Raw genomic sequence first — 24,458 nt, forward strand, 5'->3', positions numbered from 1 at the left:
CACTTTGCGAGCATGTGCTGTTCTGGATGGTGCCGAGAGGGGGAATCGAACCCCCACGATGTTTCCACCGGCGGATTTTGAGTCCGCTGCGTCTACCGATTCCGCCATCTCGGCTTTGGCTCGCAACTCGCGAGCCGGAAGAGGCCCTGATTATCGCTGATTCTCCGGCAAGGAACAAGCGGACTCGACAACATTCGTTCCGCGCTGGCGCTCGCTCGACAACCCTCTGCAGACCCCACGCATGCTGACGCTCGACGATTTCGACTTCGATCTTCCCGGCGAACTGATCGCCCAGCACCCGACCGCAGAACGTACCGCCAGTCGTCTGTTGCAACTGGCCGACGGCACCATCCACGACCGCCGCTTCAGCGAGCTTCCGGGAATCGTCGATGCCGGCGATCTGCTGGTGTTCAACGATACGCGCGTGCTCCGCGCGCGCCTCTTTGGGCAGAAGGAAAGCGGCGGCCAGGTCGAGGTTCTGATCGAGCGCATCGTCGATGCTCGCCATGCCGTGGCACAAATCCGCGCCAGCAAAGCGCCGAAGGCCGGCAGCCGCATCCTCCTCGAAAACGCCATCCTGCTGAGCGTACGCGGGCGTAGCGGTGAACAGCAGGAGTTCTTCGACCTGGAATTGCTGGAACCGGCCGGCGAAAGTGATCTCTGGAGCCTGCTCGATCGCCACGGCCGCTTGCCCTTGCCGCCCTACATCACGCACGCGGCCAGCGCTGCCGACGAAGCGCGCTATCAGACGGTTTTCGCCCGCCACCCCGGCGCCGTCGCTGCGCCCACTGCCGGCCTGCACTTCGACGAGGCACTATTGACCGAACTCGCAAAGCGCGGTGCCGAGATGGCCTGGCTGACGCTGCACGTCGGTGCCGGCACCTTTCAGCCGGTGCGAGTACAGCGCATCACCGATCACCGCATGCACGCCGAATGTTTCGAGATTCCGCCGGCGACGGTCGCCGCGATTGCCCGCACGCGTGCCCGCGGCGGCCAGGTCATCGCCGTCGGGACGACCAGCCTGCGTGCGCTCGAAGCGGCTGCGCAGCACGGCGAACTGCACGCCGGCGCGGCAGAAACCGACATCTTCATCACTCCAGGCTACCGCTTTCGCGTCGTCGACCGGCTGATCACCAATTTTCACCTCCCGAAATCGACACTGCTGATGCTCGTTTCGGCTTTCGCCGGCCTGGACGCCATCCGCGGCGCGTATCGGCACGCGATCAATCGGCGCTACCGCTTCTTCAGTTATGGTGACGCCATGCTGCTGCACCGCGACTGATTCAATCCACAGGCTCGCCCTACTCTTCTGAAACCGCTGCCATGCTCAAGAACTCCTTGAACAACTCCGCCATCGAGCAACTCGACAAGCACGGACTGACTCCCGACACGCACAAGGTGGCACTGGCCTGTGCACTGTTGTGGACCGCCCGTACACAGACCGACGTACACCGCCTGCTCGGCTTGAGTGGTCTGACCACCAGTACCGGAAGAGCGTTCACCTTCAACGATGTGAAGAGCGCGGTCGAGGAACTCAAGGACAAGAAACTGCTCGTCGCAGCGGCACGCCCCACCGCCTTCCAACTCGTGGACGCTTTGCGTGCGCCGCTCTACCGGCAGTTGCTCGAGACCCGTCCAGGGAAGTGCCTACCGGGGCTGGTCGCCGAACTCGATCGTTTCGACCCCACACGATCCAGCTACTACTGGCCCAGCAGCAGTCTTCCGACGACCATTGCCTATGTGCGAGCCAAGTTCTTTTCCGGCACAGCGAGCGAAGAGCTATCGGCGATCAGGCAACTGGTCGCACGTTCGATGGACTGGAACGTCATCCTCACTCAGGCCCTCCTGCTCGGCTTCGATGGCCCCAGTTTCGAGTACATCGATCCGGTCGAACGCTCGCGGCTCGCCTGCCGGGGCGTGGCATCGATATGCTTGAACTGGGCGCCGGATTTCAACCCGATCGCGGAGTGGGCCCTTGACCAGATCAGACGGCACCCCGACCAAGTGTCCAGTGATCTGCGTCCGGCGCTTGCTGAGCTGGCGTTGCAACGCAGTGACGCCGACCTGTTGCAGCAAGCGCTGCAGGGGCTTGACAACGGCTTCGCTGCCGCTATCCGGGCCGCAGCCCTGGTCGTCGATAGCCAGTGGGCAGCCGGACAGGCCGCCTTCGAGGCAGCGCTGAAGCAGCGCAAGGGCGAAATCGGTGGCAACAAACACCTGCTGCCCGAGAGTATCAGCTGGCTCTATCCACTCGCATTGCTCGCCCAGTCGACCCCGAAGCATCTGGAACTGGCGCGCAAGTTCTGCATTGGCGAAGCCGGCCAGCGCGACCCGAGTCCATTCACCGTATGGGGGCGCTGGGTCCATGCCATCGACGTTCGTCTCGGCAAGACGCCGATCATCCATGCCGCTTTCCAGCCAGTCCGCGACCAGGAACATCGCTGGGGACTGGATTCGTTGTGGGCCATTCTGCTCTCGGCCTGGCTGGGTAGCGAGACGATCGCTGCGCCAGGTACGCAGAATGCACAGCATACGGCCAGCGGCTGGCATGAGACGATCATGGCCCTGCGGCGAAAGCTGCTGAACTGTCATCTGAAATTGCCGAGCCGCATGCTGCGTGGCGCCGAAGAGCTACTTTCCGGACGCGATCCACCAACCGGCTATTTTGTTGCCGCTGCTGGCGAGCAATGGCGCGCGATTCTCGACGCCCTGCAATCGCTCGGCGGCGAGCAGACTGCTGCCGACGCCGGCAGTGAAACGACACGCCTGCTCTGGGCCATCGAGATCGGCAAGGAGGGTCAGTTGCTCGGGATCAAACCGCTCGAACAGAAGCGCGGTCAGCGCGGCTGGGGCCGACCACGCGCGCTGAGCCTCGTGAAAATCTTCGGCAACGAACATCTGCCAGCGTGGGATGCCAAGGTGGCGCGCGCGCTGCGCCCCGAGCGCGGTTACAGCAACCGCTATCGCATCGATCTGCCAACGGCGATCGTCGCCCTGGTGGGTCATCCGTGCATCGTCCTGGAGAACGCGCCGGAGCAGTTCGTCGAACTCAGCGAATCGCAGCCGGAGCTGGAACTGGTCCGTCAGGGCGAACACTTCGTGATGCGCATCGAGCCACCGTTGCGACCCGTCGTCGAAAGCACGTACCTCTATGTCGAGGACGCTGACATGCGTCGCGAGAACGAAGCGCTGCGCCTGCTCACGCTCGTCCAGGACGGCCCGCAGCGTCTCCGGCTGGTGCGTTTTTCGGCGGCGCAGCAGCAGGCCGCGCAGCTCGTCTCGAGGCGTGTTGCCATTCCCGCCAATGCGCCGGGAGCGCAGGCAGAAGTCGAAAAGACCTTGCGTGCGCTGTCCGGACGTTTCCAGGTACACGCCGACTCGGCACAGGCCTCCCGGCAGGTCGCCAGTGATTCACGCCTGCGTGCCGAACTCTCGCCGGTCGGCGAGTACCTGGCGCTGCGCCTGGTGGTGACACCGCTGGGCCCCGACGGCCCGCGACTGCCGGCGGGCAGCGGCCGGCTTCGCCTGATGAGCGTGCTCGGAGGCGAAAGCGTCGGCACCGAACGCGACCTCCAGAGCGAGCGCCAGCATCTCGAAGCGGTACTCGACGCCCTGCCCTTCCTCGACGGCAGCGACGGCATCAGCGAGTGGCTGATCGAAGACCCCGAGCAGGCACTCGGGGCGGTCGAAACGCTGCCGACATTGGCCGCGATTGCCGCGGTTGAATGGCCCAAGGGCAAGGCCGTTCGCGTCGTCAGCGTCGATACGCGGCAGCTCGGCGTCAGCGTCAGCCGCGAGCACGACTGGTTCCGCCTCTCCGGGCAGGCGACGCTCGACGAGGGTCTGGTGCTGCAGCTCGAAACCCTGCTGACGGCGGCACGCGAAAAATCCCGCTTCGTCCCGATGGGTGACGGTGTGTATGCTGCGCTGACGCGCTCACTCAAACAAAAGCTCAGCGAACTCGCGGCGGTTATCGAAACCGACAAGCAGGGAGGCAAGGCACCGACGATCGCCGCCGCCTGGCTCGACGAGATTCTCGACGGCACCCGGCTCGACGCCGGCAAGGATTTTCGCGAGGCCATCGAGCGCCTGCGCAGCGCCCAGTCCGCCGAACCGAAACTGCCGAGCCTGCTGCAGGCCAGGCTGCGGCCCTATCAGGAAGACGGCTACCAGTGGGCGATGCGTCTGGCGACCGCCGGCATGGGCGGCTGTCTGGCCGACGACATGGGCCTGGGCAAAACGCTGCAGGCACTCGCCGTGCTGCTCGAGCGCGCCGCCGGCGGGCCGGCGCTGGTCATCGCGCCGACCTCGGTATGCGGCAACTGGTTCGCCGAAACACGTCGTTTTGCACCGACGCTCAACGCCCGCATCTACAGCGACGCCGGCGACAGCGAACGCGAGGAACTGGTCAGCCAGGCCGGGCCGCAGGATCTGCTGATCGTCTCCTACACGCTGCTGCAACTCGCGCAGGAACGCTTCGCCGGGCGCAACTGGCACACGCTGATCGCCGACGAAGCACAGGCGATCAAGAATGCAGCCGCCAAGCGCTCGCAGGCGGTGTTCGAGCTCAAGGCCGATTTTCGCCTGGCACTGACCGGAACGCCGGTGGAAAACCGCCTCGCCGACCTGTGGTCGATCATGCGTTTTGCCAATCCCGGCCTGCTCGGCACCGTCAACCGCTTCAACGAGCGCTTCGCGGGTCCGATCGAACGCAACCGCGACCGCGACGCCCAGCATGTCCTCAAGCGCCTGATCGGTCCCTTCGTGTTGCGGCGAAGCAAGGCGGAAGTGCTGCAGGAACTGCCGCCACGCATCGAGCTGATCCTGACGGTCAGCCCGGAGGCTGGCGAAGCCGCACATTACGAAGCCCTGCGCCGCGAAGCCGCAAACGAGATCAGCAGCACGCTCGACAGCACACCGGAAGCCCAGTCCCGCTTCAACATCCTCGCGCAACTGACGCGTCTGCGGCGTGCCGCCTGCGACCCGCGCCTGTGCAGCCCGGAGTTCGGAATCAGCGGCGCCAAGGTGCAGGCCTTTGGCGAACTGGCCAGCGAGCTCATCGCCAACGGTCACAAGGCGCTGGTCTTCAGCCAGTTCGTCGATTTTCTGAGCATCCTCCGCGAACCGCTCGACGCAGCCGGAATCCGCTATCAGTACCTCGACGGTGCCACCCCCGCCGCCGAGCGAACGCGCCGGGTCGCCGCATTCCAGGCCGGCGAAGGCGAACTCTTCCTGATCAGTCTCAAGGCCGGCGGCTTCGGCCTCAACCTCACCGCTGCCGACTACGTGGTGATCACCGACCCGTGGTGGAACCCGGCGGCCGAGGATCAGGCGATGGGACGTGCGCACCGCATCGGGCAGCTCAGACCCGTCACCGTTTACCGGCTGGTCACCAAGGGCACCGTTGAAGAACGTATCGTCGACCTGCACCATGAAAAACGCGCGCTCGCCGAGAGCATTCTCGCCGAAGGCGAAGCCAGTGCCCTGCCATCGACCGAAGATCTAATGGCGCTGATTCGGGGAAAATGACATGAGCCTCGCGAACCCTGCAGCCCCCCCCTCAGTCAGCTTCTGGCAGGCGTTCGCCTTCTGGCTCAAGCTGGGATGCATCAGTTTCGGCGGCCCGGCAGGACAGATTTCGATGATGCATGCGGAACTGGTGGAACGGCGCCGCTGGATTTCCGAGCGCCGCTTTCTGCACGCACTCAACTACTGCATGCTGCTCCCCGGTCCCGAAGCCCAGCAACTGGCCACCTACATCGGCTGGCTGATGCATCGCACGCGTGGCGGCATAGTCGCCGGAATCCTGTTCGTGCTGCCCTCGCTGCTGCTTCTGATCGGTCTGTCCTGGGTCTATATCGCCTTCGGCGAGACGCCGCTGGTGGCTGGTCTGTTTTACGGGATCAAGCCGGCAGTCACCGCCATTGTCATCCAGGCGGCGCACCGGATCGGATTGCGTGCCCTGAAGAACCAGTTCCTCTGGGCGATCGCGGCGGCTTCCTTCGTCGCCATCTTCGCGCTCGCTGCGCCGTTTCCCGTCATCGTCGCCGTCGCCGCGCTGCTCGGCTACATCGGCGGACGTGTCGCACCCGAGAAATTCCAGCTTGGCGGCGGCCACGGCCCGGCCGAAGCCGCGTTCGGTCCGGCCTTGATCGACGACGACACGCCGACTCCGGAGCATGCCCGCTTCGGATGGTACAGACTGATCAAGGTGGTCATCGTCGCTGCTCTTCTGTGGGCCGTCCCGATGGGCTTGCTGACTGCGACCTATGGTTGGCAGCACACGCTGACGCAGATGAGCTGGTTTTTCACCAAGGCCGCTCTGCTGACCTTCGGCGGCGCTTATGCCGTTCTTCCCTACGTCTACCAGGGGGCCGTCGAACACTACGGCTGGCTGACTGCGACCCAGATGATCGATGGCCTCGCGCTCGGCGAAACCACGCCCGGGCCGCTGATCATGGTGGTCGCTTTTGTCGGCTTCGTCGGTGGCTACCTCAAGGCCGTTTTCGGCCCGGACAGCCTGTTCCTTGCCGGCGCGGTCGCCGCCGCGCTGGTGACCTGGTTCACCTTTCTGCCCTCGTTCGTTTTTATCCTGCTCGGCGGACCGCTGGTCGAGACCACCCACAACCAGTTGAAATTCACCGCACCGCTGACCGCCATCACCGCGGCGGTGGTCGGCGTGATCCTCAATCTGGCGCTGTTCTTCGGCTACCACGTCCTCTGGCCGAAAGGTTTCACCGGCAGCTTCGACTGGATCTCCGCCCTGATCGCTCTGGCTGCCGCGGTCGCGCTGTTCCGCTACCGGCAGAATGTCATTCACGTCATCGCGGCCTGCGCCGTCGTCGGCCTGCTGCTTTCCTGGGGAATGACGAACTGCCCTTGCTCGGTCCATTGACCGTGTCGATGCTCACCCCGAAGCGGTAGATAAGGCGATAAAAACCGGGCTACTCGCCATGCTGCGGGTGCTGGCGACGCCAGCGGCGGATCAGCAGGCGCAGGCGGCCGAAGGTCCAGTGATCGTTGAGGACGAAGTTGGCGACGCTGGCAATGATGATCGCCAGTACGTTCGCCAGCAGATAATGCAGATAGCTGGCGAAGGCGTGCGTCAGCGCGAACTGCAGCGCGATGCCAAGCCAGCAGGCGATCGTGTATTGGCCGAACTGCAGAAGGATCGGGGTGTGTACATGCGCTCGCCGGTCGAGCCAGGTCCAGGCGCGGTTGAGCAGGAAATTGTTGATCGTGGCGAAGAAGATCGCAACCGCCAGCGACAGGTTGAGGCGCAGCGACGGCGGCGCGATGGCCACGAACAGGGTCTCCTGCGCGAGGTAGAGGACGGCCACGTTGACCAGCGTTCCGGACGCGCCGACAACCCCGAACTTGATGAAGCGGTGACGTAATAGACGGCCTAGCAGCGGCAGTTGCCGGAGCCTCTCGAAGCACGTCATGCCGTATCCCTGTCGGCCTGCGGATGGGCACTGGCGACGACGATGCGCGCCTCGGCGAGCACCTGCGCCGGCACTATCCGCTGCAGGCACTGGTTGTCGCCGTCGCAGGGCGAGTTGCGGTGGTTGTACGCGGTCAGGCAGGGCGAACAGGGAAGTGCGAGATGCAGGCAGCGTGCGTGCTCACCGAGTGGACCGTAGAGCAGCGGTGTCTCGGGGCCGAACAAGGCCACCGTCGGGACTGCGGTCAGCGAAGAAAACTGCGCCGGCCCGCCGTCGTTGGTGACCAGGAGCGCGGCGATCCCGAGCAGCGCGACGAGTTCGCGCACCGATTTCGTGTATCCCGTCAGGTCGATGCAGTCGGGATGCGCGACTGCTTCGGCGAGTGCTCGACCGAGCGCCTTGTCGGAGGGCAGGCCGATGATCGCCACGGCGTAGCCCTCGGCGAGCAAACCGCTGGCCACCTGCCGCCAGTTCGCCACCGGCCAGGCGCGAATCGGCAGGATGCCGCCACTCGGGTAGAGCAGCGCCAGCCGCCGTCCCACGATGCGCGGAAATTCTTCGCCGAAGCGCGTTCCGAAGGCTTCGACCTCGCCCATCCGGAATGCTGGCAGGGGCGCCGGCAGCGGTCCCTCGTCGAGGCTCTCCTTGTCGAGCGGATGGGTCTGCGACTCGATGGCCCGCGCCAGCGTCAGGAACTGCAGCGACAGGTGGCGATACGGGTTGTAGAGCACTGGCCGGTTGATGAACGAACCACGGTACAGCCCTTCCTGCGTATGGCGGTGAAAACCGACCCGCAGCGGCGCCCCGGACAGCCACGAGAGCAGGCTGCTGATGCGCGCGAAGAGTTCGCAGTCGAGCACGGCATCCGGTCGCAACTGGCGCAAGCTGCGGATCGCGGCGATGAGGGTGCGCAGCAGCCCGCCCAGCGAGCGGTCGTCGATGGCGATGACGTTCTCCGGCGGAACGCTGGCCATCAGATCGAGAACCTCGCGATTCTTGCCGAACAGCAGGACATGCAGCGAGGCTTCCGGATAACGTGCGCGCAGCAGCGCGATCATCGGTTGTGCGAGGACCAGGCTGCCCATCTCCGAGAGCAGGATCACGACGATGCGTTGCGGTGGCGATGCCGGCGGCTGCGGCGCAGCACGCCACGCGCGCAGCCGTTCGAACAGCGAGGCGAACGCGCACAGCGGCACGCCGAGGTAACGATCAATGGCGCGCTGAAGCTTGATATTCATTGTGGCAGCGGCGCCGGGCGATAGCCATAGACCACCCGCGCATAGTAGGTGGCGACGGCGACGCCGCCCTTCCTGGCGATGAGCACCTGCACCGGGCCGAGGCGCGTGGCCATGGCGGGCAGACGCGGATCTTCGAGGTTGCCGCGCCAGCCCGAGACCGCGATCAGATCGCGCCCGGCAAATGCCGAACGCGGAAACCAGAATTCGTACATCACGGCGTTTTCGTTGAAGAAGAGGTGCCGGCTGGCGGTGTCGCGGGCACCGTCGCCACGTGGATCGTAGAAAGCCATCTCGTCGGCGGTGTTGTGCTTGTCGAGGCCGACGATGGCGGGACGGCTGCCGGTTTCCCGCAGCACTGCCTCCTCGATGCCCTGCACCTGTCCGCGCAGGTCACGCCAGCCCATCTCCAGGTAGGTGTGGTGAAGGCGCAGCCCGGCCAGCCCCCAGACCGGGTAGTAGAACAGGCCATAGGCATAGACCAGCAGCAGCGCCTGCAGCAGCGGCATCCAGCCGCGGGCGAGCCATCGGTCGAGCGCGCCTTCGCCGAGCCCCGGCCGCGACATCGTCGCCGCGAGCACCGGCAGAATCGCCAGCCAGATCGGCCCGGTCCAGTGAAACTTGGTCTCCGCGCGCAGGCTCGATACCGCGAAGACGAGTAGCGGCAGCAGCGTGAAGACCTGCATGAACAGGCGTCGCCTTCCGGCCAGCAAGCTCGGTTCGTCGTTGGCCGGCACCACCTGGAAAGTGGAACTGATGCCGCCCTGTGGTCGCAACCAGCGCCACAGGGCGAGCACGCCGAGCGGCGTCAGCAGCAGGAGTGCAGAAGCCAGAAACTCCGGCAGGCTGAACTGTGGCGCCCGCGCCGCCAGCCGCCGCGACCCCTGAAAAGCGAATGAAGCCCAGTCGTGCTGGAGGTTCCAGACGATTACCGGCGAGAACACCAGCAGTGCCACGAGTACGCCACCCCAGGCCCACGCCGAGAGCAGGCTGCGGCGCGAACGCGCATCGACGAGCATGAAGACGAATGCGGACGCCGGCACCAGCACCATCGAGTATTTGGCGAGCATGCCGATGCCGATTGCCAGCCCGGCGCCGAGCCAGGCCAGCGGGCGTTCACCGAGCAGCGCGCGCTGCAGGAAGAACAGCGCAGCCGCCCAGGCAGCGGCGAGTGGCGCATCGGGCGTGATCATCACCCCGATCCCGAAGAAGAACGGCAGTGTCGCGGCCAGCAGGGCACAACGCAGGGCGTTGCCGCGCCCGGCCATGTCCTGCGCGTATGCGACGGCGAAAGCGAGCATCACCGCCCAGGCGAGCACCGCCGGCAGGCGCACGAAAAACTCGCCATCGCCGAGGGCAAAGGTTGCCGCGATCAGCCACGCGACCAGCGGCGGATGATCGAGGTAGCCGATGTCGAGATGCTGCGAATAGTTCCAGTAGTACGCCTCCTGCGGCGCCAGCTCGATCTGCCCGAGGTAGACCAGGCGCAGCACCAGCAGGTAGACCACCGCCAATGGCACCGCAACGGCAAAATCCTGCCGTCGCGTACTCGCGCCGGTCGCCGTGCCACCCAACAGCAAGGTCAATGCACCCGCCAGCGCCGCTGGCACGATCGCCACGAGAGGCGGCCACTGCGCCGCGAACAGCGAGAGCACGCCGGCGCGCAGCGGATAGGCAAGCGCGACGACGAAGCACAGCGTCGCCCAGCGGTGCGCGCAGCGGATCCCTCGCAGCACGCTGATCGCAGCCAGCAGCGCAGCGGCAAAGGCCAGCGCCTGCGCGAATTCGAGCGACACGCCAGCGCCGTGCAGGAGCGCGAAGGCCAGCATATCGGCGAGTGCAGCGGCGCCGGCAGCAAAGCGCCAGCGCCGAAGGAACGCGGGGTCGGTGTGCGCCAGTGCGGCGAGCGAACGCATGCCGCTGGTCGCGGCCTGCACATCGGCGGGAGAACCCGGCGAGAGGCGGTTTCTATGGTCTTCCAGTTGACGCTCTCTCTCGGCGGAGCAATGAGTCAGCAGCCGTGCCCTCTACTGCCAGCAGCCGTAGAGCAGCGCGATGGTCGCAATATCGTGGACCAGGCCCGGCGTTGCGAACCCTTGCAACGCAAGGCCGCGAATGTACCCAAAACTCAGGCAGAAGACAACCTCCCGATGCGCTGCAGGCGGTTCAGGATGAGACATTTGCACTCCTCGCAAACTCTTGCCACAGCTGTGCTGTAAACCGGGGCAGAATTTTCTTGCCCCGATTTAGTGATGGCGGATCGCGGGTTCGCCAATCTCTTGATCGAACACGGATACTGCCATCCGATTACGCGGCCACCGATTTCCAGCGACATTCCTGCACCAGTAGTCGCAGAAATTCCTCCGGCATCAGAGCCTCGTCCAACAGTTCCCGTTGCCGGCAGACATTGGCAAAATCACCCGCCGTCAATTGCTCCTGTGTGGTCAGGCGATTGAGCATCGGCGCCGGCAAACCTTCGGCTAGGCCAATGTCGCCCAGGGCTTCGCGGGCAAACATCGCCGCACGCTGGGGCAATGACTTCGGCATCCACGGTATTGAACAGCCGCGCAATGTTCTGCTCGGTTTCGCCGACATACTTCGACACCAGGTCGGAAGACTGTCGGACCACCAGTTCGCGGTCGAGCGCATCGGCCAGCACATGGGCGAACTCGGTCTTGCCGGTGCCGGGCGGGCCGAACAACAGACCATTGACTCCAGCCACGCCATCCTGAGCAGCGCGCTTCAGTACGGTTACCAGCCGCTGCCCGGCGGTGGCCAGATGCGGAAAGTCATCGAGCGACCAAGCCGGTGCCGGCGCAGGCTCGATCAGCAAATTGCTTAACCCGACTTGAACAGCGAATTGGCCGCATCAAGCGCTTCGGTCAAGTCCGTTCAACAGTCGACATGCTGAACTTGGTTCACCAGGGTACGGTCGACGAAAGGGTGTACGAGCGCCTATCGCAGCGAATGCATAACCGCTTCTTTCACGGTAACGCTACGGATGAGAAGAATGATACCTTCCACGCCGCTTATAATTCTCATTTACGCATAGAACCATGATCAAGCCGCGCCTCAATCCCCTGCTCGCCATCTCTGCTGCCGTCGCTGCCCTGGTTGGTTTGCCGGTGGCGAGCGTTCTGACCAATATCCTCAGCGGCGGGACCAGCGCAACCTGGTCGCATCTGGCGGCGACGGTGCTGCCGGACTACGTGGCGAATACCCTGGTGTTGTGTCTCGCTGTCGCCCTCGGAGTGATCGTCGTCGGGGTGGCCACGGCATGGCTGACGGCAATGCACGACTTTCCGGGGCGGCGTGTCTTCGAGTGGGCACTGGTATTGCCGATGGCCATGCCGGCTTATGTGCTGGCTTATGTGTATACCGACTTTCTGCAGTTTGTCGGCCCGCTGCAGAGCTTCCTGCGCGAATTCTTCGGCTGGAGCAAGGCAGACTACTGGTTTCCCGAGGTACGCAGCCTCGCCGGTGCGGTCACCATGTTTGTTTTCGTCCTCTACCCGTATGTCTATCTGCTGACGCGTACGACTTTCAGCGAGCGCGCCAGCGGCATGTTGGAAGCCTCGCGCAGCCTCGGTTTCGGCTCCTGGCGCAGCTTCTTCCGGCTCTCCCTGCCGCTGGCCAGGCCTGCGATCGTAGCCGGCGCAACCCTGGCATTGATGGAAACACTCGCCGACTACGGGACGGTTTCCTACTTCGGCGTGCAGACCTTCACTACCGGCATCTATCGTGCCTGGTTCTCTCTTGGCGATCGAATTGCGGCCGCGCAACTGGCAGCGGCGCTGCTCGCTTTTGTCATCGTGCTGCTGCTGATCGAACACGCTTCACGCGGTCGTTCGCGTTTTCACAACACCAGCGGACGCCGGCGATCGATCGCCCGTCAGCGCTTGCCGGGCTGGCGAGGCTGGCTGGCCATGGCAAGCTGCGCCGTGCCGCTGGGCATTGGCTTTCTGCTGCCTGCCTGGCTGCTGCTGCGACTGGCGCTAACCGACGTCGATGCGCAGTTCGGCGCGCATTTCGTCGCTCTGGCGCGCAACAGTTTCCTGCTCGCAGGATTGACCGCGATCATCGCCGTTGCCCTGGCGGTGCTGCTTGCCTATGGTGCGCGCCTGTCAAACGGGCTGCTGGCGCCGACACTCAATCGTCTGGTCAGCCTGGGCTACGCGGTACCGGGTTCGGTGATCGCCGTCGGTGTACTGATCCCGGTGACGCGTCTCGACCACTGGCTGGCCGGGCAATGGCAGAACTGGTTTGGCGACAACCCGGGGCTGCTGATCACCGGTGGCATCGCCGCCCTGGTCTATGCCTATCTGGTGCGCTTCCTGGCGGTCGCCCTGCAGTCGGTGGGCACCAGTCTGGCAAAAATCACCGTCAGCATGGACGACGCGGCGCGTAGCCTGGGACTCGGCCAGGCGGCGACACTGCGGCGAGTGCATCTGCCGATTCTGCGTGGCAGCCTGTTCACGGCCTGCCTGCTGGTGTTCGTCGATGTGATGAAGGAGTTGCCGGCGACGCTGGTGATGCGCCCTTTCGATTTCGATACGCTGGCGACGCAGGCCTACACGCTCGCTTCCGACGAGCGACTCGCCGAAGCGGCCAGCGTCTCGCTGGCGATTGTCGCCGTCGGCCTGCTGCCGCTGATCGCGCTGTCGCGCCAGATATCGCACGCGCGCCGCTAACGGTCATGACTTTTTCAGGCACCCCCGATCATGAAAGAAAACATGGCTCCGCCAAGCGCATAAGTTCGCTACAATCCCTGACGGGTATGAGGAGGAGCGCGAGATGGAACCTACATCGGTCATCAGCAAAGGGCTGGTCACGACCGCCACAGGCACTTGCCGATGGTCACCGGTAGGCGGGCAATGCGATGGGCGTCGTCTGTCTTCTCTGCCCCGATGATGACAGCGCAATGTTGACCCATTCGGCATTTGGACAGACCTGGTGGGGCAAGCAATGGCTCAACGCCCTGACCCAGATCGATTTCGCCAACCGCCTGCCACGTGGTCGCAGCTACGCCAAAAAGGGCGCGGTCAGGAACCTGACGGTCAGCGGTGGCACGATCCTGGCCAGCGTGCAGGGTTCGCGCATCCAGCCCTACCGGGTGACCATCACCGTGCCGCCGATCGCGGCACGCGCCGTGACCCGCCTGCTCGACCGGATTGCTGCCGACCCCGCGCTGATCGCCCAGATGCTCAATCGGCAACTCGATCCGGCAGTGCTGGCGCTGGCCAGCGAACTTGGCATCGCCGTCTTCCCGACCCGCTGGCAGGATCTCGACCTGCGCTGTTCGTGCCCGGACTGGGCGGTGCCGTGCAAGCACCTGGCGGCGGCGATCTATCTGTTGAGTCGGGAGATCGACGGCAATCCCTTCCTGGTGTTTTCCCTGCGCGGGATCGACCTCGCCGCCGCCCTCAAGTCGCGCGACATTCAGCTCGGTCAAGATGCCGGCAGCGCGCTGCCCGCCCTGAGCGAACTCCTGCCCACCGGCGACGAGCGGGTGAGCGCCGATGCCGAACTGCTCGACGGCATCGATTTCTCGCTCGTGCCGGCTCTGTCCGAACCGCTGCTGCGCGTCCTGTCGGCGCAACCGCCGTTCTTCCCGACGGGAGACTTCCGCATGCTCATGGGGCGTTTGCTGGCACGCGTCGCGAAAGCGGCCCGGCAGGCGCTCGCCGCGGCGCCAGGCGACGAGACCGGCGGACTCTCGCCCGACGACCGCCCATGCCTGGTGATCAACTCCGAGTATGCGTGCACGCTCAGCGGAGTCGCCGGGATCAGCGACTGGCCGGCGTTGTTGGCGACTCTCGCGAACCTCTCCCCAGCCCGCCTGCCCGACTTCCAGCCCGAACTCGCGGCACTGCAGCCGTTGCGATTGCTGGCCCTGCACCTGCTCGCCCGCGGCGCAGTCGTCCCGCAGATCTTCTCGCTACAGGGGCACGAGGCTGGTCTGCGCTGGCTGCCGGCGACCCTCGATCCGGCAGTACGCGAACTGATGCAGCGGGTTCAGGATGGGTTGCCGCCCGGACGGGTGCTACTGCGCCAGGGCCGCAAGACGCTTGCCCTGAGCGCCGAGGCGCAGGCGACGACGCTGTGCTCGCTGCTTCTCGATCACTTCATCCACGCGTACTGCGGGGCCGGCCAGGAGAAACCCGCCGGCGACAAAACGCTGGCGCTGTTCTTCGTCAGCGGACGCGCGCGCTACGACGGACCCGGCGAAGGGTCGATTGCCGCCGGCATCCACGCCTGGCTGGCACGCTTTCATCTTGCCCGCCGTGAGCACGCGCCGGTGCTCTGCCTCGACGAGTGTGCCGCCAGCGATGACGGTGATGCCGGTGACTTTGCGCTGGCACTGGCCGCGGAAAGCAACAATGCCCTCGAAGTGCCGGTCGCTCTGGCGACCGTACTCCGCGATCCTGCCTGGTCGCAGGCACGTTTCGGGATTCTGCAAACGGTGGCGCTGCTCGCCGAGTTCTATCCGCCGCTCAACCGCTATGTCAGTGCCGGCGCGCGCATACCGCTGCGCATTGCCGCCGACGAGCTGCCGGACCTGCTCTTCGACACCCTGCCGGTGCTGCGTCTGCTCGGCATCCGGACGCTGCTTCCGAAAGCGCTGGAGCGTCTGCTGCGGCCACGCCTGTCACTGCAGATCAAGGGTCAGGCACCGGACAGCGGCGGCTTCTTCAACGCCGATGACGTCTTCGCCTTTGACTGGCGGGTGGCGGTCGGCGAGTATCTGCTGTCGCGCGAGGAGTTCGAACGGCTGGTGCGCGAGGCGACCGGCGTGATCCGCTTCAAGGGCACTTATGTCTATCTCGACCCGGCCGAGATCGAGCGTCTGCGTGCCCGGCTCGCGCACTCCACCGAACTCCCCGGCAGCGAACTGCTGCGCGTCGCTCTCGCTGGTGAATACGCGGGCGCGCCGATCGGCCTCGATGCCGCGGCGCAGCAATTGCTGCAGCAGTTGCTGGAAGCCGGCGCGGTCGCCCTGCCGGCGGCCCTGCAGGCAAGGCTGCGCCCTTACCAGGAGCGCGGTTACGCCTGGCTCTATCGCAATGCCCGGCTCGGCTTCGGCAGCGTCATCGCCGACGACATGGGGCTCGGCAAGACCGTGCAAGTGATCGCGATGCTGCAGAAACTCAAGGAGGATGGCGCCCTGGCCGAGGCCAGAGTGCTGGTGGTGGTTCCTACCAGCCTGTTGACCAACTGGCAGAAGGAACTCGCCCGCTTCGCCCCGGAATTGAGCGTTGCCGTTTTCCACGGCAGCCGCCGCGAACTCGCGACACGTCCGGGGGAGCAGCGACCGGACCTGCTGCTCACCACTTATGGCGTCGCGCGCAGCGAGGGCGCCGCGCTGAAGTCCTTGCCCTGGCGGGTGGTCATCGTCGACGAAGCGCAGAACATCAAGAACCCGGCGACCGCCCAGACCCGGGCCGTCAAGGCCATCCCGGCGACGACCTGCATTGCCATGAGCGGCACACCGGTCGAGAACCGTCTCTCGGAATACTGGAGCATCATGGACTTCGCCAACCGCGGCTATCTTGGCAAACTGCCGCAGTTCGTCAGGGAATACGCGCTGCCGATCCAGACCGATCACGACCAGCAGGTGGTGCAGCGCTTCCGGCGTGTCACCGCCCCCTTCCTGCTGCGCCGGCTGAAGTCCGACAAGACGATCATCAGTGACCTGCCGGACAAGATCGAGCAGGATCAGTACTGCAGCCTGTCGAGGGCGCAAACCGCGCTGTACGAATCGGTGGTACAGGAAGGATTGCAGACCATTGCTGGCGAATCGGAGACCTTCCGGCGGCAGGGGCTGGTGCTGCAGATGATCCTGGCGCTGAAGCAGATCTGCAACCACCCGGCGCAGTACCTAAAACAGGGAGATGCCGACGCAGCGCTGTCGGGCAAGGCCGTACGTTTCCTCGAACTGATCGAAGACATCCACGCGAGCCTGGGCAAGGTGCTGGTGTTCACGCAGTTCCGCGAAATGGGCGAACTGCTCTGTGGCTGGCTGCGCGAACGGCAGCGACGCGAACCGCTGTTCCTGCACGGTGGCCTGACGCGCATCCGGCGCGATGCCCTGGTCGAACGTTTCCAGAACGATCGCACCGAGCGGGTGTTCATCCTCTCGCTGAAGGCCGGTGGCACCGGTCTCAACCTGACGGCGGCGGCCAACGTGATCCACTACGACCTGTGGTGGAACCCGGCGGTCGAGGCACAGGCCACCGACCGCGCTTACCGTATCGGCCAGCAACAGAATGTACAGGTGCATCGCCTGATCACCCGCGCCACTTTTGAAGAACGCATCAACGACATGATCCGCGCCAAGCGCGAACTCGCCGACCTGACCGTCGGCGCCGGCGAACAATGGATCGGCAATCTCGGCAGCGATGAACTCGAAGAACTGTTCACCCTGCATTGAGTACCAACAGGCAGAATCGAGCAGATTTTGAGGAAAGGATGGGAGGCGGTATGCGTGAACGGGTGATCATCGACTTTGAAACCACCGGACTGTCGGCGATGATGGGCGACCGGGCCACCGAGGTCGCGGCGGTGGTGATCGACGAAACGGGAATCATCGACCGTTTTCAGAGCCTGATGAACGGCGGCCGCCAGATTCCACTCTTCGTCCAGCAACTGACCGGCATCAGCAACCTGATGATCCGCCAGGCGCCCAAGGCCGAGACGGTGATGCGCCAGTTGTTCGACTTCATCGCCGGGCGTCCGCTGGTCGCCCACAATGCCTCTTTCGACCACGGCTTCCTCAGCGCCGAACTCGACCGCATCGGTGAATCCTGTCCGACCGGGCTGCTCTGTTCGATGAAAGTGGCCCGCCGCGTCTATCCGGAAGCGCCCAATCACCGCCTGGCAACATTGATCGCGCACACCCGCATCGAAGCGACCGGCCAGTACCACCGGGCGCTGGCCGATGCCGAAATGACCGCCCTGCTCTGGCTGCGCATGGAGCAGAAGTTGCAGCACGACTTCGCCCTGCCCGAGGTGCCGCTGGATCTGATGCGGCGCATCCAGACCGCGCCCTGCAAGACGCTCGACAAGTTCGTCGACAGCTTCAAGCGACGCACCTGGCCTGGCTTGAACCCTCTGACACACCCCTGAAGGACCCATCATGAACCAACCTTGTTCTCCAATATCACCAGGCAAGCTCCCCCTCGCCAAGCGCATCGCGGTCGCACCGATGTGCCAGTACTCGGCAGGGAATGGCGAAGCCAGCCGATGAACCACACACCAGACCCTACCGCGAGCCGCTTCCCGACCATCCGCCAGGTCCATGCCAGAGCCGTCTTCGGCTGGGTGCAGGCCGGCTGGCATGACTGTCGTCAGAGCGGCTTTGCCAGTCTGTTTTACGGCACGTGTTTTGCCGCCGCCGGCTGGTTGATGCAGGTGGTTTTCGAGCACGCCTCTGCACTTTTTGCAGGGCTGGCGACCGGCTTCCTGCTGTTTGGCCCTTTTCTGTCATTCGGGCTCTACGACCTGAGTCGGCGCATCGAAATCGGCGAGCCGCCACGATTGGCTCCGACCCTCGTCGCCTGGCGCCCGAATCTGGCCAACATTGGCGTGTTTGCAGCGCTGCTGGCGGTGGTCCTGCTGATCTGGGCGCGCGCGTCGATCATTGTCTTTGCGCTTTTCTTCGCCGGCGGCTTGCCCAGCTTTGCTGAAGTCGTGCGCACCGTTCTGACTTTCGAGCAAGCCGACTTTGCGATCGTCTACTTTGCCGTCGGTGGTTTCTTCGCCTGCTTCGTTTTCGCAATCAGTGTCATCGCCCTGCCCATGATGCTCGACCGCAAGACCGATGCAATCACGGCGGCGATCGCCAGTCTCTTTGCCTGCGCTCGCAACCCCGGCCCGATGCTGCTCTGGGCTGCCTGCATCGCGGTCCTTGCCGCCATCGGTTTTGCAACGCTGTTTCTCGGGCTGATTGTGACCATGCCCCTGGTGGGGCACGCGAGCTGGCATGTCTACCGCGAAGTCGTGGCCGACGAGGAGAAGACCGACCTGTGCTGAGCGCGATCGCAGCCTGACCAGGCTACTCTGACAAACTATATTTTAGATGGTCATAATCTTAGCCTTCGGGAGGGTTTGGAAGTTCAGGCTCAATAAGGACTTCAGGGCCTTGGCGTGATGAGAAGTTGGACGGGGAACCAGCAAAAACCTCCCGCTCGTGTGGCGGACCCGACGCGGCCACGGACCGGCCCGACCCGAAACGCCACGCTGCCAGCGCGCCGACCGAAAGCGCTCCCCCTTCGTACCCCCCCGACCCAGGCGGCCCTGGTTCGGGCAGGCACGCTACCGCAGGCAAGCGCCACGGTGACCCGTGCTTTGCCCGAAGAACCCCAGCCGGTGGCCAAGCACACGACGAATACTTGGTGGCGCCAACGCCCAACATTCAAATTCAGCGGTGAGCGAAGCGAGTCCGCTGCAATGCAGTGTTGGGCAAATTTGTTGGATTGGCGGGGGGAGGCACAATCTGGACGCCGGCCGCCTTCAGTCTGGCCTCGCCACGTTGTATCTCTTTGAACAGTGCGTCCAGATTATTGCCATACTTGGCGCCAATCGCATCCTTGATGCCATGGACTTCCATCATGATTTCGTCAGTCATCGTCACTTCCTCCAAGAAGTTCCTCGGGGGTGCATATGATCGGGAGGAACAATTCGAACTGTTCAAGATACACGGCGATCTTTTCCTGAATCACTGGATTGGCAATGTGACGGCAATTCCAGGTCAGAAGGAAATCAACGTGATGCAGTGTCGAAACAACAATATGGAGCGCATCCTCGATCGCCCTGGCAGGAATGATGGCTTGCTCGATAAGCGATCCGGCCAAGCGAATCATGTCTTGCGTTACCGCGAGGACGGGTATCCCCTCAAGTGCCGCAAGCCTTTTCTCCGCAGCCACCGGATCGCCAGCGGCGCACTCTTGCCAAACAGATTGAGAAACAAAAAGTTCATAGTCCGAGCGTAGCTCCCACCAAGCCAGCGTTATTTGCTTTCATAGTCCGAGCGTAGCTCCCACCAAGCCAGCGTTATTTGCTGATGGGCAGCGCCAATAATGGTCTTGCTGGGGCGTGCGGTCAGGTAGCTAATGACGGAGGTCTCAACGTAGACTTTGCGCTTCATGAAGTTGGTCCTTTTTCGGAAACCGTGGTCTGTCCCCTAAAACCTCTAAAACCTTATGCGTCTCGCGACGTAGGAATGAACGCATGTTCTCGATCAAGGACAGGATAGTCCGCTCCGTTCTGCACCGCCAACGCCGGCCAGTCTTCATCAGAAGGCCCGTCGAAATACAACGTCTCGACGCGCGTCCCAATTGCACTAGGCAAACGTATCGCACCACCAACCCAAGGCTCCGGAGAGGTTACGAGGCGCTTTATCCATCGCTCAACCCGCTCGATCGCGTCCTCGGTCTCTAGGGAGTCGCATGCCAGTAACCGACTCCTAAGCATCGGAACAAGCTCGCTGATGCGCGTCGGTCGCCCCGGGCCTAAGCACCAGGCATCAGCGATGGCCACACCGTTTGGAGCAGCTAATGAGGACGCTTCCGGAAGAGGCGCGACAGAGCGCCACTGATCCCAGGTGCTCTTCGGAATAGCCAGCGCGCCGAACCGCTTCAGCGGCCACGCTGGAGCATACTGCGCAATCGCCGATTCATCCGAGGCGTCGATTTGAGGCGTTGTCCAAAGTACGAGGTCATCAAGGTAGCTAATGTGAACGTACCCACCTGAGGCGCAACCTTCATAGCCGCAGGCATCGCAGAGCGACACTTGCACAGGGTTTACAGCCCAAGCGATCCACTCCAGCGAGTTGAACAGTTCGACGCCGTCGAAGCGGGACCTCGTCCACGTCGGACTCGTCTGTCCCGAAGAGGAAAAGTTCGGCGTCCACTTTTCCAACGCAATGGCGGAGCAGATCTTCATTCCTTCGCACACCGTCGAGCGACATCAAGACGCATAACGTTCAAATTCAGCGGTGAGCGAAGCGAGTCCGCTGGAATGCAGAGTTGGGCAACGGCTGTAACGGGGCAGAAATGTGTTTCCAGCCCTCCGCTTCGCTTTGAATTTCAGATTTTCGAATCTCTTCGGCAATGCGCCGGATGTCAAAACCAGATTCTTCGGCTAACGCCTCCTTGATCGCCCTTACCTCAACGATGATCTCGTCATTCACTTTCTTCTCCCAGCAGTTCTTCCGGTGTGCAGATGAATGGTAGCAGCAAGCCAATGCTTTCCAGATGTGCGGCGATTCGTGCCTGAATTATCGGATTGGCAATATGGCGGCAATTCCAGGTCAGCAAGAAATCCATGCCGTGGGCAGTAGCAATTGCAACATGCAAGGCATCTTCAGCGGCTTTCCTCGGGACAATGCTCAGAGCTAGCAGTGATTCCGCAATCTCAATGGCTTGGTCGTTGATAGCCAATGACGAAAACTCGCGCACTGCGTCCAATCTACGAAGGGCGGCAGTCGGGTCACCTGCCCTACATTCTCTGATAACCACATCAGACACAAAACAACGGTAAAGGTTGCGACGATCCCACCACCTCCGAGTGACCAGTTGATGAGCCGCACCAAGCAAGGAACTACTCTCTCGTGCAGAAAGATAGCTCACAATGGAGGTTTCAACATAGACCGATGGCAGTGGATTGTCCATACTTACACCTTAAAAACCGTAGTCTGTTGTTCCGCCTTTGCCGTCTCGCCAGCGCCGACTTTTCGGAAAACCGACCCTGGCCCCTTTTTCACTTCATAACGTGAAAGCTCAGGGGCGCTGCGCGGCATTATCGCGCAACGTCCCATGGAGCGCCGGGTTGGGCGTGCGCTTCTTGAAACACTGCAACCGGAACCGAGCGATCAACAGCGACAGACTTCCGAAGAGCCTTAATACGTTCGATTTCGTGGAGTGTCTGAGCCGAGAAGTACGACTCTCCGCAGTGAGGACACGACCACATGGGGATGTTCTCTATCACCAGAAGCGAAGAACCTTGTCCGGAACTGCGAGTTACCCTGCGCAGTTGCACGCCTGGACGGCCGCATGAGGCACAGAGCATTTCAGACAAGGTAGACCGTGATGACGAAGAGATTGCCGAGCGGGCCGAACTTGACGACTGCCTCGGCCTGGAGTCCGCCGACTGTGGCGCCGCGGACGACGAACTTGCGCTCGTGCGTCCTGCGGTCGCGCTGGCGCTCGACGACTTCGCTGGTGAGAAGAATGTTTTCGAGATCGAGGATCGTAAGGTTGTCATCGTCAAGTTCTTCTACAGCATGGATGGACACAACGTAGTTCAGTGAACGAACACAGTTGCGGATTCGGACGATAGTAGATTGAGCCACTCCTCAAGTGTAGCGGTTCAGCAGCGTCAGCGCCCAACGCTCAGCATCAGCGGCGGCGCGCAGCGCCGCCCGCGGCATGCTGTTGTTGGACGAAGCCGCTACGCGGAGGATGCGCGGTTGCGTCTCTGCCTTCAAAATGGAGCCTCACTCCCTCGGACGAGGGGTCTCTTTGACGAAACGTGAGGTTACCGGAAAATGGAAGGATTGTCCGCAGCAGAGAGGTTTGAGAAGAACTACCAGCAGCACCTGAAGCATCTGACGCTCCAGGGATTACAGCCCAAGACGATTGAGGCCTACGCACGCGCGATCCGGCGGGCGGGTGCGTACTTCCATCATCGGATTGACGAGCTGACCGAGGAGCAGCTGCTGGACTACTTCACGCAACTCGTGTCGTCGCACTCGTGGAGTTCGGTCAAGCTGGATCTGTACGGCTTGAAGTTCTACTACGAGCACGTCTTGCGCCGACCGTGGGTAGCGCCGGACCTGATCCGGCCGCCCAGGAGCCAGCACTTGCCGGACATCGTCACCGTCTCGGAAGCCGAACGAATCTTTCGGCAGACGCGTGTGGCGAGCTACCGGGTGTTCTTCTTCACCCTCTACAGTCTGGGCCTGCGCCTGGGCGAGGGGTTGCGGCTGCAAGTGGGGGACATCGACGCGGCGCGCGAGCGCGTGCATATTCGCGATGCCAAAGGGAACAAGGATCGCCTGGTGCCCCTGCCAAAGGCGACGCTCGCAAGCTTGCGACGCTTCTGGCAGCTCCATCGTCACCCGGTGCTTCTCTTTCCCAACCGCGCCGGCGGTTTGAAAGGCGCCGCGCTGGCCACCTCGCCGCTCGATCCAGGCGGCGTGCAGAAGGCCCTGCACAAGGTCGTCGACGCCTGCGGGGTAAAAAAAACATTACGCCTCATAGCTTGCGGCATAGCTACGCCACCCATCTCATGGAAGCCGGCGTCGATCTGATCGAGGTACAGAAGTTTCTCGGTCACCATTCGATTCTCACTACGGCCCGTTACACCCATCTGACAGACCAAACCAAGCACCACGCCATCGAACGGATCAATGGCTTGATGGACCGCTTCCCCATCGCCTGGGGGAACGTCAAATGATTCGGCTGGCTTCGGTCTTCGCCGCCTTTGAGGCGGACTTCTTGGCGCAGTACGCCAATCAAATCTCCGCGGAACCTCTTCGCGCGCTAGCGGCGATCGCGCAATGTCGTACGCAAGCGAGCGCGAAGTTCGAAGTGCAATGCACCGAATGCGACCATCAGGTGGTCATCCCGCATTCCTGTGGGCATCGCCTTTGCCCGCATTGCCAACATCACGAAAGCCAGGAATGGCTCGAACGTCAGGTCCAGAAGCGGTTGCCTGCCGAGTACTTTCTGCTGACGTTTACGCTTCCGGCAGAGTTTCGGGATCTGGCGAGAGCGCACCCCGGCGTCGTCTTTGACTTGCTGTTGCGCGCGAGTTGGGAAACCGTCCGTACGTTTGCCAAAAACGACCAGTCTTTGGAGGGCGATGCGGGGGCCATCGCGGTGCTGCATACGAACACGCGGCAACTGGACTACCACCCTCATGTCCATCTGCTGATGCCCGCCGCGGTGGTCGATCAGAGGAAGAAGTGCTGGCGAACGAAACGCCAGGGAAAATCCGGGCGGGTCTATCTGTTTCCCGAGAGAGCGCTGGCCAAGGTGTTTCGCGCGAAGGTGCTCGCTGCGATCGAGGCGCAGGGACTGGCGCTCCCGCACCACCATCCCCGAAAGTGGGTGGTACACATCAAATCGGTCGGCAGTGGGGAGCCGGCGCTGGTCTACCTGGGGCGGTACTTGTACCGAGGCGTCATCGCAGAGAAAGACATCCTCGCCTGCGAGAACGGTCAGGTCACCTTCCGCTATCGCAACGCCCGCACGGGAAGGAGTGAAAAGCGCACCGTTCCCGGTCCGCAGTTCCTTTGGTTAATTCTGCAGCATGTGCTGCCCAAGGGTTTTCATCGCGTGCGATGCTTCGGGTTTCTCCACCCAAACAGCAAGCGCCTGATCGCCTTGCTCCAGGTAGTGCTCCACGTCGTTCCTCGTTCTGTGGCGCCGCACGTCAACGACCGTGCTCCGATCTTCTGTCCGTGTTGCGGAGCGGTGATGGTGATCGTGCGCACCCGTCTGCGCCACATTTCTCCTGCCAATCCGCCGAACGACCCGTCGCCGAAGGAGGGCTAAGCAGGTAACGCGACTCTATTGGCGCTCTTTCCGGGACATCCGTTCCCTAGCGGAGGTGATCGTTTGCCGAAAAATCGGCTCCCGCAGAGCAAAACAGCCCTCTCCAGCGTCCGAAAACCACCCCAACGTCACTCCGCGCACCGACCCGCTCGCTCCCGACGCCTCGCCAGATCCCTGGCGGGGCCTGCTCCGCGAAACATATTTTCTGTACTCCTCTC

20 protein-coding genes, 1 tRNA gene and 1 pseudogene are annotated in these 24,458 nt (G+C 63.2%); 9 read left to right on the forward strand and 13 right to left on the reverse strand.

The genetic code is table 11. From position 1 onward, the window contains the following. Window positions 1-27: 27 nt before the first annotated feature. A tRNA-Leu gene (locus tag V5B59_RS03425) sits at window positions 28-114 on the reverse strand. Between the two features lie 127 nt (window positions 115-241). Here V5B59_RS03425 and queA point away from each other — a divergent pair. The 3 genes from queA to chrA are packed head-to-tail and all read left to right on the forward strand — an operon-like array spanning window position 242 to window position 6,895. Next, window positions 242-1,282, forward strand: a complete 1,041-nt coding sequence (queA, locus tag V5B59_RS03430) for a tRNA preQ1(34) S-adenosylmethionine ribosyltransferase-isomerase QueA (RefSeq protein WP_169070190.1) — start codon at window positions 242-244, stop codon at window positions 1,280-1,282. A gap of 41 nt (window positions 1,283-1,323) precedes the next feature. Continuing rightward, a complete protein-coding gene (locus V5B59_RS03435) occupies window positions 1,324-5,529 on the forward strand; it encodes a DEAD/DEAH box helicase (RefSeq protein ID WP_248594803.1) in 4,206 nt (1,401 codons plus the stop codon). 1 nt (window position 5,530) lies between these two features. Continuing rightward, window positions 5,531-6,895 carry a chromate efflux transporter gene (gene chrA, locus V5B59_RS03440; RefSeq protein WP_169070189.1) on the forward strand — a complete coding sequence of 455 codons (1,365 nt, stop codon included), beginning with the start codon at window positions 5,531-5,533 and terminating at the stop codon, window positions 6,893-6,895. Window positions 6,896-6,944: 49 nt separating this feature from the next. On the opposite strand, the gene V5B59_RS03445 is transcribed toward chrA, so the two are convergent. The 5 genes from V5B59_RS03445 to V5B59_RS03465 form a co-directional block, all read right to left on the reverse strand. Further along, on the reverse strand, window positions 6,945-7,445 hold the full coding sequence (locus V5B59_RS03445) for a GtrA family protein (RefSeq protein WP_169070188.1): 501 nt from the start codon (window positions 7,443-7,445) through the stop codon (window positions 6,945-6,947). After that, the gene (locus V5B59_RS03450) at window positions 7,442-8,683 is read right to left on the reverse strand and encodes a glycosyltransferase family 9 protein (protein WP_169070187.1); all 1,242 of its coding nucleotides are present in this window, start codon (window positions 8,681-8,683) and stop codon (window positions 7,442-7,444) included. The genes V5B59_RS03445 and V5B59_RS03450 overlap by 4 nt, the downstream gene beginning before the upstream one ends. After that, on the reverse strand, window positions 8,680-10,596 hold the full coding sequence (locus tag V5B59_RS03455; protein WP_169070186.1) for a glycosyltransferase family 39 protein: 1,917 nt from the start codon (window positions 10,594-10,596) through the stop codon (window positions 8,680-8,682). Before V5B59_RS03455 ends, V5B59_RS03450 begins: the two co-directional genes overlap by 4 nt. A 391-nt stretch (window positions 10,597-10,987) precedes the next feature. Beyond that, complete coding sequence (locus V5B59_RS03460) at window positions 10,988-11,140, reverse strand: hypothetical protein (protein ID WP_308240098.1); 153 nt, start codon at window positions 11,138-11,140, stop codon at window positions 10,988-10,990. Further along, window positions 11,097-11,402 (reverse strand): AAA family ATPase, encoded by a 306-nt coding sequence (locus tag V5B59_RS03465; protein WP_332352166.1) that lies wholly within the window; start codon window positions 11,400-11,402, stop codon window positions 11,097-11,099. The genes V5B59_RS03460 and V5B59_RS03465 overlap by 44 nt, the downstream gene beginning before the upstream one ends. Before the next feature lie 334 nt (window positions 11,403-11,736). Here V5B59_RS03465 and V5B59_RS03470 point away from each other — a divergent pair, with 334 nt between their 5' ends. The 4 genes from V5B59_RS03470 to V5B59_RS03485 all read left to right on the forward strand — a co-directional run bounded on the left by V5B59_RS03470 (window position 11,737) and on the right by V5B59_RS03485 (window position 18,712). Further along, the gene (locus tag V5B59_RS03470) at window positions 11,737-13,371 is read left to right on the forward strand and encodes an ABC transporter permease (protein ID WP_169070185.1); all 1,635 of its coding nucleotides are present in this window, start codon (window positions 11,737-11,739) and stop codon (window positions 13,369-13,371) included. 230 nt (window positions 13,372-13,601) lie between these two features. After that, on the forward strand, window positions 13,602-17,111 hold the full coding sequence (locus tag V5B59_RS03475; protein ID WP_169070184.1) for an SNF2-related protein: 3,510 nt from the start codon (window positions 13,602-13,604) through the stop codon (window positions 17,109-17,111). Window positions 17,112-17,161: 50 nt separating this feature from the next. Next, window positions 17,162-17,806, forward strand: coding sequence for a 3'-5' exonuclease (locus V5B59_RS03480; protein ID WP_169070183.1), 645 nt, complete (start codon window positions 17,162-17,164; stop codon window positions 17,804-17,806). A gap of 117 nt (window positions 17,807-17,923) precedes the next feature. Further along, entirely contained in the window at window positions 17,924-18,712 is a 789-nt protein-coding gene (locus tag V5B59_RS03485; protein ID WP_169070182.1) for a DUF2189 domain-containing protein, read from the forward strand. A gap of 388 nt (window positions 18,713-19,100) precedes the next feature. On the opposite strand, the gene V5B59_RS03490 is transcribed toward V5B59_RS03485, so the two are convergent. The 7 genes from V5B59_RS03490 to V5B59_RS03520 all read right to left on the reverse strand — a co-directional run bounded on the left by V5B59_RS03490 (window position 19,101) and on the right by V5B59_RS03520 (window position 22,166). Further along, a complete protein-coding gene (locus tag V5B59_RS03490) occupies window positions 19,101-19,307 on the reverse strand; it encodes a hypothetical protein (RefSeq protein WP_169070181.1) in 207 nt (68 codons plus the stop codon). Beyond that, window positions 19,300-19,605, reverse strand: coding sequence for a hypothetical protein (locus V5B59_RS03495; protein ID WP_332351582.1), 306 nt, complete (start codon window positions 19,603-19,605; stop codon window positions 19,300-19,302). The genes V5B59_RS03490 and V5B59_RS03495 overlap by 8 nt, the downstream gene beginning before the upstream one ends. Before the next feature lie 1,064 nt (window positions 19,606-20,669). Then, a complete protein-coding gene (locus V5B59_RS03500) occupies window positions 20,670-20,870 on the reverse strand; it encodes a hypothetical protein (RefSeq protein ID WP_332351583.1) in 201 nt (66 codons plus the stop codon). Further along, window positions 20,863-21,351 (reverse strand): type II toxin-antitoxin system VapC family toxin, encoded by a 489-nt coding sequence (locus V5B59_RS03505; protein WP_332351584.1) that lies wholly within the window; start codon window positions 21,349-21,351, stop codon window positions 20,863-20,865. The genes V5B59_RS03500 and V5B59_RS03505 overlap by 8 nt, the downstream gene beginning before the upstream one ends. 127 nt (window positions 21,352-21,478) lie before the next feature. Beyond that, entirely contained in the window at window positions 21,479-21,748 is a 270-nt protein-coding gene (locus V5B59_RS03510; RefSeq protein WP_332352167.1) for a type II toxin-antitoxin system MqsA family antitoxin, read from the reverse strand. Window position 21,749: 1 nt separating this feature from the next. After that, a complete protein-coding gene (locus V5B59_RS26090; RefSeq protein ID WP_408612884.1) occupies window positions 21,750-22,031 on the reverse strand; it encodes a DUF4258 domain-containing protein in 282 nt (93 codons plus the stop codon). Between the two features lie 3 nt (window positions 22,032-22,034). Next, the gene (locus tag V5B59_RS03520; protein WP_332351585.1) at window positions 22,035-22,166 is read right to left on the reverse strand and encodes a hypothetical protein; all 132 of its coding nucleotides are present in this window, start codon (window positions 22,164-22,166) and stop codon (window positions 22,035-22,037) included. A 60-nt stretch (window positions 22,167-22,226) separates the two neighbouring features. Here V5B59_RS03520 and V5B59_RS03525 point away from each other — a divergent pair. Beyond that, a pseudogene (locus V5B59_RS03525) lies at window positions 22,227-23,137 on the forward strand (tyrosine-type recombinase/integrase). Then, window positions 23,134-24,240 carry an IS91 family transposase gene (locus tag V5B59_RS03530; protein WP_332351586.1) on the forward strand — a complete coding sequence of 369 codons (1,107 nt, stop codon included), beginning with the start codon at window positions 23,134-23,136 and terminating at the stop codon, window positions 24,238-24,240. The pseudogene V5B59_RS03525 and the gene V5B59_RS03530 overlap by 4 nt, the downstream one beginning before the upstream one ends. The last annotated feature ends 218 nt before the right edge of the window (window positions 24,241-24,458 follow it).

The organism is Candidatus Accumulibacter contiguus (assembly GCF_036625285.1).
In the GTDB taxonomy this organism is placed as follows: Bacteria; Pseudomonadota; Gammaproteobacteria; order Burkholderiales; family Rhodocyclaceae; genus Accumulibacter; species Accumulibacter contiguus.